This is a genomic window from Desulfovibrio sp. SGI.169 (assembly GCF_050313595.1).
Classification (GTDB): Bacteria; Desulfobacterota; Desulfovibrionia; order Desulfovibrionales; family Desulfovibrionaceae; genus Desulfovibrio.
The window spans coordinates 1-8037 of record NZ_JBNPLS010000051.1; the positions used below are offsets into that span (position 1 = coordinate 1).

General features: G+C 54.8%; 6 protein-coding genes. 2 read left to right on the forward strand and 4 right to left on the reverse strand.

The window, feature by feature from the left end:
• The coding region (locus ACQRA4_RS13275; RefSeq protein WP_427823540.1) for a type I restriction-modification system subunit M N-terminal domain-containing protein at positions 1–321 on the reverse strand (321 nt) is incomplete at its 3' end.
• Positions 322–538: 217 nt separating this feature from the next.
• Between ACQRA4_RS13275 and ACQRA4_RS13280 the strand changes: the two genes are divergently transcribed.
• Together ACQRA4_RS13280 and rdgC are read left to right on the forward strand one after the other, a co-directional pair.
• Positions 539–3109 (forward strand): helicase-related protein, encoded by a 2571-nt coding sequence (locus ACQRA4_RS13280; protein WP_427823541.1) that lies wholly within the window; start codon positions 539–541, stop codon positions 3107–3109.
• Between the two features lie 53 nt (positions 3110–3162).
• Entirely contained in the window at positions 3163–4056 is an 894-nt protein-coding gene (gene rdgC, locus ACQRA4_RS13285; protein WP_427823542.1) for a recombination-associated protein RdgC, read from the forward strand.
• A 143-nt stretch (positions 4057–4199) separates the two neighbouring features.
• Here the strand turns inward: rdgC and ACQRA4_RS13290 are convergent, their stop codons facing one another.
• From ACQRA4_RS13290 to ACQRA4_RS13300, 3 genes are all read right to left on the reverse strand, one after another.
• Positions 4200–5207 carry an Rpn family recombination-promoting nuclease/putative transposase gene (locus tag ACQRA4_RS13290; protein WP_427823543.1) on the reverse strand — a complete coding sequence of 336 codons (1008 nt, stop codon included), beginning with the start codon at positions 5205–5207 and terminating at the stop codon, positions 4200–4202.
• Between the two features lie 84 nt (positions 5208–5291).
• On the reverse strand, positions 5292–7538 hold the full coding sequence (locus ACQRA4_RS13295; protein WP_427823544.1) for a DNA-primase RepB domain-containing protein: 2247 nt from the start codon (positions 7536–7538) through the stop codon (positions 5292–5294).
• Entirely contained in the window at positions 7504–7878 is a 375-nt protein-coding gene (locus ACQRA4_RS13300) for a plasmid mobilization protein (RefSeq protein ID WP_427823545.1), read from the reverse strand. Before ACQRA4_RS13300 ends, ACQRA4_RS13295 begins: the two co-directional genes overlap by 35 nt.
• Positions 7879–8037: the final 159 nt, after the last annotated feature.

The window sequence follows — 8037 nt, forward strand, 5'->3', positions numbered from 1 at the left end:
TTCTCTGTTTTCGTAGGTATATTCATCCCGATCTTCCTCATCCCCTTCACCGGCAGCGAGAAGCTCCTGATATTTTGCCTCAAAGCTGTCGGATATGTACTTGAGAAAAATAAGCCCAAGCACAACGGACTTGTATTCAGAGGCATCCATATTGCCGCGCAACACGCAGGCGGCATCCCATATCTGTTTTTCAAAACCAATATTGCTTGTACTCTGCTTCCCCATTTTCTTCTCCGAGACAGGTTTCTGGAAGATAAAGTTAGCAGGCAACTTTTTGCACGGCAAGCGGTTTGCCAGCCCCTTGTGCCCTTGGGATTCCATGCAACCCGCATTCAGTGGGTCATGGCACTTGGATTCATCTCCCCGTCCTTTCTGTCTGATACTGACCAAAAACAGCTTTTTCCATCCAGTGTTTTGCAGGGTAAATTTCAGGGTGTCAAAAATATTTTAAAAAATTTTATCATATTATTTCAATTAAATACATCATAAAACAGGAGTAAATTATAAGTTAAAAAGCCGCTTTGCCAAGTTTCAGAACGTGCCTGAGCTGCTCTCCATGTACCGAACCTTTGCCGATGTCGTGACAAAAAACGATTTGGACGAACAGGCGAAACAGGCAGGAGAACGGCCCCTGACGCCTCCGATTGAGGGTGGCAAACCGTTCAATGACGTGGTGGAACGCTCCCCGGCTCAGGCTGCCTATATGGACAAGATCATCCAGCGAATGGAAAATCTGCCCAAAGACCCGCGCATCGACAATCCTCTCAAAGTCACCAATGACGCCCGCAAGGCCGGGCTGGATTTCCGGCTTATAGCGCCGACCGCCGATGATTTTGAAGGGTCCAAGCTCAATGCGGCTGTCGCGCGGATATACGACATCTGGCGCGATACAACCAATGACAAGGGAACGCAGCTTGTTTTCTGTGATTTGTCCACACCCAAGGGAGGGAAGGCTCCGGCATCCGCTCAGAGCGAACGGCAGGATTTGGAATCCGGAGCGCTTATCGACGTGGACGGCACGCTTGTCCGCGAAACGCCGGAACAGGAAGACATGACCGAAGATGACGGAGACGACGCTCTTGCCGGTGTCGTCAATATGGATGAGGTCATCGCCATGTCGTCCGGCAAGTTCTCCGTGTATGACGACATGAAGCAAAAACTCATGGCAACGGGGATTCCCGCCGAGGAAATTGCCTTCATCCATGACGCCAACACGGATATACGGAAAGCAAAGCTGTTCAGCGATATGAACACAGGTCGTGTTCGTGTTCTTCTTGGCTCAACCGCAAAGATGGGCGCTGGCATGAATGTGCAGAAAAGGCTTGTGGCCGCGCATCATCTTGATGCTCCCTGGAGGCCGAGTGACCTTGAGCAACGAAATGGAAGAATTATACGTCAGGGGAATATGTTTTATGAACGCAATCCTGACACTTTTACAGTGAAGATATTCAATTATGCAACAAAGATGACTTACGACTCGCGGATGTGGCAATGCATAGAGTACAAGTCAGCCGCTATTGAACAGTTTCGCAAGGGCGATCTGCTTCAGCGCGTCATTGATGATGTGGCCTCGGAAGCCGCCAATGCCGCCGAAATGAAAGCCGCAGCATCCGGTAATCCGCTTATCCTCATGCAGGTACAGCTTGCCGCCGACTTGCGCAAGCTCGAAGCTCTGTATTCGCAGCATCAGCGCAGCCAGCACCGGATGCGCGACCGCCTCAAGTATCTTGCTTCCACGGAAACACGGCTTGCCAAAGAGGAAACTCTGTATGCGGAAAACATACGCCGCAGGGATTCCCATACCCGCACGGTCATGGAAAAGGGGAAAGAAAAAATCCTGGTGGAGCTGACGGCTGACGGCAAGACATTGACAGCAAAGGACAGCGAAAAGATAAAAGACCGTTTGCTTGAAGGCGTGAAGGAAGTCAGCCGCGATTCCAGCGCAAAGTTTCCGTTCGGCTCCTATCGCGGTTTTGAGGTCTCTGTCGAGCGCGCGGCAACACGCATGAGCGGCAAGGACGGTTTTCAGCTTTCGCTTCGGGGGGCGGGCGAACGGGAGTTCCGGCCGGGGAATCTGTTCTACGATTTTGAGGAAAAGTTCAGTCTGGCCGGTCTGTTTCAGCGCATGGACAATTTTCTGGCCAGGGGGCTGGATGAGGCTGTGGAAACGCAGCGGGAGAACGCCCGGCAGGAAAAGGCCGAACTGGAAACGGTCAAGGCCGCTCTGGGCAAGGAGTTTCCGCAGCAGGAAGAGCTGGCTCTGGCACGGGAAAACCACAGCGCGGTCATCCGGGAATTGCAGCGGATGCAGGATGATTCGAGCTACGTCTCCACCTGGACGCCGAAAACCTCTCTGACCGATGAACAGCCGACAACAGCGGAAGCGCCCCATCCGAAGGAAGACAGCGCTGCCGCCGCAGTTCCCGCCGCGCCGCCGGAAAAACAGGCTCACACGCTCAAATACGGCGAAGGTGAAGGGAGAACGGAGTACACCATCTCCAATCAGCACAACGGCTATACACTGCAAAACGGGTATGTCCTGCGCCGTACCTATTTCAACAGCAGCATCGGTTCCCTGGGGCAAAGTCTGTACGAGGACGATCAGTGGCACAGCACGGCGACCGCGCCGAGCGGTATGAAACTCAAGCAGTTCGAGACGCGGGAAGCGGCCATACAGGTTGCCCGCAATGACGCCGCACAACGCGGGCTTGAAGAAACGCCGCCCGCTGAGAAGATTCCCTCAAGCCCCGACGCCTCCCAATCATACCATGACCGGCTTGTGGGAGCGGGCTTCTCTCCCAGCAGTTTGGATTTCTATGGCAAACACGAACATATATTGAAGCTGGATGCTGAAGACGACGAAATGTATGAACTGCGCGTCTTCCAGGCAGGAAACGGCAAAATCGGCCTTCGTGTCCAGTACGAGAAAAACCATATCATCAACGGGGCGCGCACCGTTAACGCCACCTTTGACAGCCTTGCGGAATCCCTGGAGCATGTGGAGGCATACAGACAGCTCACGGCTCCGCAGGCCAAAGCCGCCGTTCAGACAGCTTCATCCTCCGGCGGCGTACATGGATTTGTGATTTCACGTCCGCGCATGAGGTAAGCGGCATGAATCATTTTTCTCTCTAACATCACAACAAAGACAAGGAGTTACTCATGTCAGGTTTCATGTCTTCAAATACAGCCTTGACCATCTGCAAGGCCGATTCCGCAGCCGGGCTTGCACTGGATGCCCTGCGGCAACACGCCTTTACGCCTGATATTGATGCTGACGGCAGACGCCTCGGCTGGGTGGCGCTTGGCGATCCACTGGATACGGACGGTTTTGAACTGGCCGCCGTGGATGGTCGCTATTCCGGCTTTTCCTTTCGTCTGGATACCCGCAAGGCTTCCGGGGCCGTTATCCGGCTCCAGCTTGCCGAAGCCGTGCGGGAAGAACGGGCTTCCGGCAAAAAGGTCGGAAGCCAGCGCAAAAAGGAGCTGAAGGAGGCCATCACCGCCAAACTGACCGCCAGGGCGGAATTTGTGCCGTCCGTGATCGACTGCCTGTGGGATGCGGAAAAGGGACGCCTGCTTGTGGGATCGGCTTCCGCCAAGGCGGTACAGCCGGTGCTTGACCTGTTCAAGACCACGTTCGGCATTGATGCCGCGCCCATCACGCCTGCGGGCGACATGCCGAGACTCTTTGCCGCTATCCTGCGCGGGGAAGGCTACCCGTGCGGAGGCTACACCCTGCATCCGATGGGTTCCGCCAGTCTGGCCGCTTCCGAACAGGCCGAGGAAAAGGCCGCCGTGGCTGTGCAGAACAGCCTGAACGCCGTAGCGCAGGCGCTTGAGGAAGGTATGGCCATTCAGAAACTGCATCTGGTAGCTACTTCCGATGCTGATCCCGACCGGCAACTGGAGTTCACGCTGGATGCCGGGCTGGCTGTGTCTGGCCTGAAACTTCCCAAGGCGGAAAAAGGCGCGGAAGAGGATGCCATATTCCTCCTGAATGCCGATGCCTGCACTGCTGTGGCGGATATGGTGGAAACGCTGGCCTCGGCGTAGCACACAGCGTTGTGTGAGCTTATGGAGTGGCAGGCCGGAGCTGTGTCTCTGTCTGTCGCTCTTTTCGATTACCCCCAAAAAAATGCCGCTTGCCTCATAAAGAAACAAGCGGCAGCATATTTTACTGAATATGCAATTACAAATTACATCAAGTTGTCGTCATCTTTTTTGATCTGGTCAATAAACGCCTGCAACGACTCCGCATGGTATGCGGAAAGTGTCAGTTTCCGCAGGGCGTTTGAGTCAGATGAACTCGCAATATAGGAAGTCACGGATTGGGGGAGCGTTCCAAAACGGGCCTCCAGCAAGTCCCGCAAGGCCAAACCTATACCTTCAGCCTTTCCTTCAGCCTTCCCAATTATTACCCCTTGCCGAATGTATTCGTCTTTCCACTGAGCGGCACGTTCTTCCAACATGGCGTCAACCTCCCGCAAGTCTTGAAATTCGGGAATTTCTTCTGTTATTCCAGAGCGTTTAAGGACAACACGAGCCAACCATATTGTAAACGCCCGACGCAAAACCAAGTATTCAGGCCCATGAAGTCGGCTTATCAACTCCTTGACTATCTGCCGAACCTGTTCCGGTTCCTGCGCTCGTTCCAGTCTCAGGAGCTGCGCGACCAGGCCCTTGCTTTTGTCCAGTTCATCTCCTGACACTCGACTTTCGTCCAACAAAAAATGCCGGTGCTGGGGACGATAAAATTTCAGGCTCTCCGGCATGGGAGCGAACAATGCCGCCACCTCCTGCGGAGCTTTCCATGCCTTGCCTCCATTGTATATAACAATGGGAAACACCGGCGGCAAGCCCTCATTTTCGCGGATATTTCCAGTTTTGACGAGATCGAGCAACAACAGTGCCGTGTAGGACAGCATTCTCAACGCCATCCAGTGGTCGGGCGTGCTCTGGAACTCCAGGAGCAACGCCACATAACACCAAGAACCCTTTTTCCAGCCGACTCGCCAGACAATATCGTCATGGCGTTCCCGCAGGTCGTCCGTCACATAACTGCCCGGACAGCGTTCAAGAGTAGAAAAATCAAGGTCCGCAATGAAATCAGCGGGAACAAAATCCCGTAACAGCGATTCCACCATTTCAGGATTGCTGAAAAACTGCTTGTACGCAGAATCATGTGGTATTCGTTCTTTTCCCATATGAATATCCTATCTGAGTAATGCCCGATGGGCAAGATGCTGAACATACTTTTTCCCTGTTATTTCTTCATACTATGTTTCATCCTATTTCATCCGTATACGCTGCTCCTTTTCTTCTGTGCGTTCAATCTTCCTCCACAGTTCCCGATACCGCTCATTTCGCTCCAGGTCCCTGTCTCCGGCGGGGCCGAAAGCGTAATCCGCCGTGCGTTCGGCGTACCGCTGCCAGTTGCGCCCGGTCTGCGTTTCCCGGATGGTCGGGGCACAGGTGCGGATGGTTTCTTCCACGCTTTCCCGACTGTGGCCGTTGGAGCGCAGCCGCAGGGCGATCATCGCGTCCACGCGGGAGTAATCTTCAATGGTCAGATGCCTGCGAATATTCTCCAGATGGACATAATAGGCCGAGGCCGGGTCGCCGGGCCGAAAGTCCGGCATCGGGAACGTCCGGCGCTCGGACTTTCGTTTCTCGGCTTCCTCCGCGTACTCATGGTCAATCCTTCTGGCCAGAGCCAGCGCCTTGCCGCACTCCCGGCACTCTGCAAACAGGAGCTTCACTTGCGGGAATGAACCGTCTTCACGCCGATGCTTCGGCTTGCGGTTTTCAAAACCCGGCGCACGGTGGGGATGGATGCAGCCGCACAGCTTTTTGTCGCCGTACTCCCGGTTCAGGCGCTCCGTGATGCGGTTGCCCACGTCCCGGTCAAATTCCGTGCCCAGCCGGGGGATGGTCAGCAGGCATTGGTAATTGCCCGGCGAACTTTCCAGCACCACGGCGGGGCGAAAGCCGTCCTCCTGTAACCTCTTCAAACTCTCGCGGGTCATGTCGTCGATAAGGATGTGATGCCGATTATCCGATAGCGGCGTGTAGTAGATATTTTCACCCCGCTTCTGGAAGCGCAGCATCTCCGGTATGTGAGCCTCCAGCTCGTCCGGGGAAAAACCTCTGGTCATGCCACCTTTTTTGTCCAGGATGAAGGTCTTTTTGCCGCCGTCCTCTTCCATCTTTATGCAGGTCACACGGTAGCGTTCCGCATTCACAGCATCCGCATACTTTCTGAAATTCGCAAGTTCCCGCATGGTTTCCGCTCCCTTTTCCCGTCTTTCGGCAGGCGGCGGGGCGTGTCTTTTTTCCTCCCGTGCCGCCCGATACCGCCAGCGATTTGCCTCCTTTTCCATGCCTCGTGACCGCAGCCAGTTCTCAAAACGCGGCTTGCCTCCTCGCACTTTTTTCCGACCTGAATGAAAGGAAAGCCGTTCCGCTCTCTGCTGCGCCATCAGGCAATGCCGGGCGATATTCAGAACCGGCAAACCATATTTCGCCAGGTGGGAAAGCGCCTTTTTCCTCTCAAACCTGTGCCGTTCCTTCATCCGGGCAAGCTCGGCATTACCTGCTGTTCCTGCCATTTTCTGGCCTCCGGCGAACTCTTCCTGATACATTTTCCATGCTTCCAGATTGACGGAGCTTACCGGCTCCGGGGCAATCTTTCCCAAGGCATCCGGGTACGTTCCTTCCTCAAACTCCCCCAGCCTTTTGCACAACTTTCCCATGCTGAACGCACGGTCTACGGAGGATGCCTTCACGGCCTTTTCCCCCACAAAAATGATGGCCCCGGAACCTTTCTTCTCAAAACGCAAACCGACTTCCGCAAGTTTTTCGTGTAGGTCAGTCCACGATTGCGCGTCTTTTATGATGGAATGCCCGCGCTCCTGCGCGATGCGCTGGGCGGATTTTTCGCCGGTGGCATGTTCAAAATCCAGTGCGGCCTGCTTTGGTTTTATTTCGCGGGCCGTCCTCCTTCGCGCCAGCTCGCCATTTTCCAGTACCGCATACATGGGGTTTTCTTCGCTGGCCCATCCCTGCCTGCCTTCAATATGGGCCACGAGCTTATGCGCCTCCTGAATGTCCAGTCCGTTGAAAGGAAGCACGACTTTTCCCGTTTCCGGGTGCGTCCTGTTGACCGCGACATGCAGGTGATAATTGTCCGTGTCATAATGCACCCCATACACGGTCTGATGTCCGGTCAGCCCCATTTTTTCCAGAAACATGTCCACCACTTCCTCCACCTGTTCCCTGGTGGGCTGTTCCCCTTCCTGCCAGGAAAACATCCAGTGCTGCACCGGCATGTCGCTGTGAACCGACTCCCTTGCCAGAGCAATCATTTCCACCTTTTGACCGGTATGTGTTGCTGAAAGAAAACCTCTTCCGTCCGCGTATTCGATTTTCTCACGCGGATTTCTGTTATGGGGGAACCGGATGTAATCCACGAGGTCGCCTATCTGCCACGCCTTGGGCTTTTCAGCCTTCGTATTCCTGATTTTCTTGACAATCATGATGACACCGCAGCGAGATTTTCTGGATGGCCCAGACCAGATTCCGCAGGGCGTCCTCCTGCCGTTCCAGAATATCCGGGGGAGCTTTCGCCTGCCGAAGCGTCTCGAAATTGTGCTTGAGCAGGCCGCCTATCCGCCTCAGTTCCGCAACGGTACTCAGGTCTGCATGAGCCACCAGCGGCCTGCCTCCGAAAAAACGTCGCCGCATGTATTCCGACAGGGACAGTCCGGCGATTTCCGCCTGCTCCATGAGGCGAGTTTTTTCTCTTTCGGTGACGCGGATCGTCACCCATTTCCGGGCGGCGCTCCGGCCGCCGTCTCCGGTCTTTCCGTCTTTCATGTCTTTTGCCTTTGGACTGCGAGAAGCGAAGCGCCGAGCGGTCCGGGAGTCCAGAGGGCGTCAGCCTTCTGGCAGGATGGGGTTGTGGCGTAGCACAACCCCCATCCTGCCACGAAGAACCCGCCTCGTGCAGTGGCCGAATTGTATATATAGAAAAAT

Excerpts from the sequence above, each read along its gene's own strand:
- rdgC (WP_427823542.1), top strand. The coding sequence starts at position 3,163 with ATGTCAGGTTTCATGTCTTCAAATACAGCCTTGACCATCTGCAAGGCC.
- ACQRA4_RS13290 (WP_427823543.1), bottom strand. The coding sequence starts at position 5,207 with ATGGGAAAAGAACGAATACCACATGATTCTGCGTACAAGCAGTTTTTC.
- ACQRA4_RS13295 (WP_427823544.1), bottom strand. The coding sequence starts at position 7,538 with ATGATTGTCAAGAAAATCAGGAATACGAAGGCTGAAAAGCCCAAGGCG.
- ACQRA4_RS13300 (WP_427823545.1), bottom strand. The coding sequence starts at position 7,878 with ATGAAAGACGGAAAGACCGGAGACGGCGGCCGGAGCGCCGCCCGGAAA.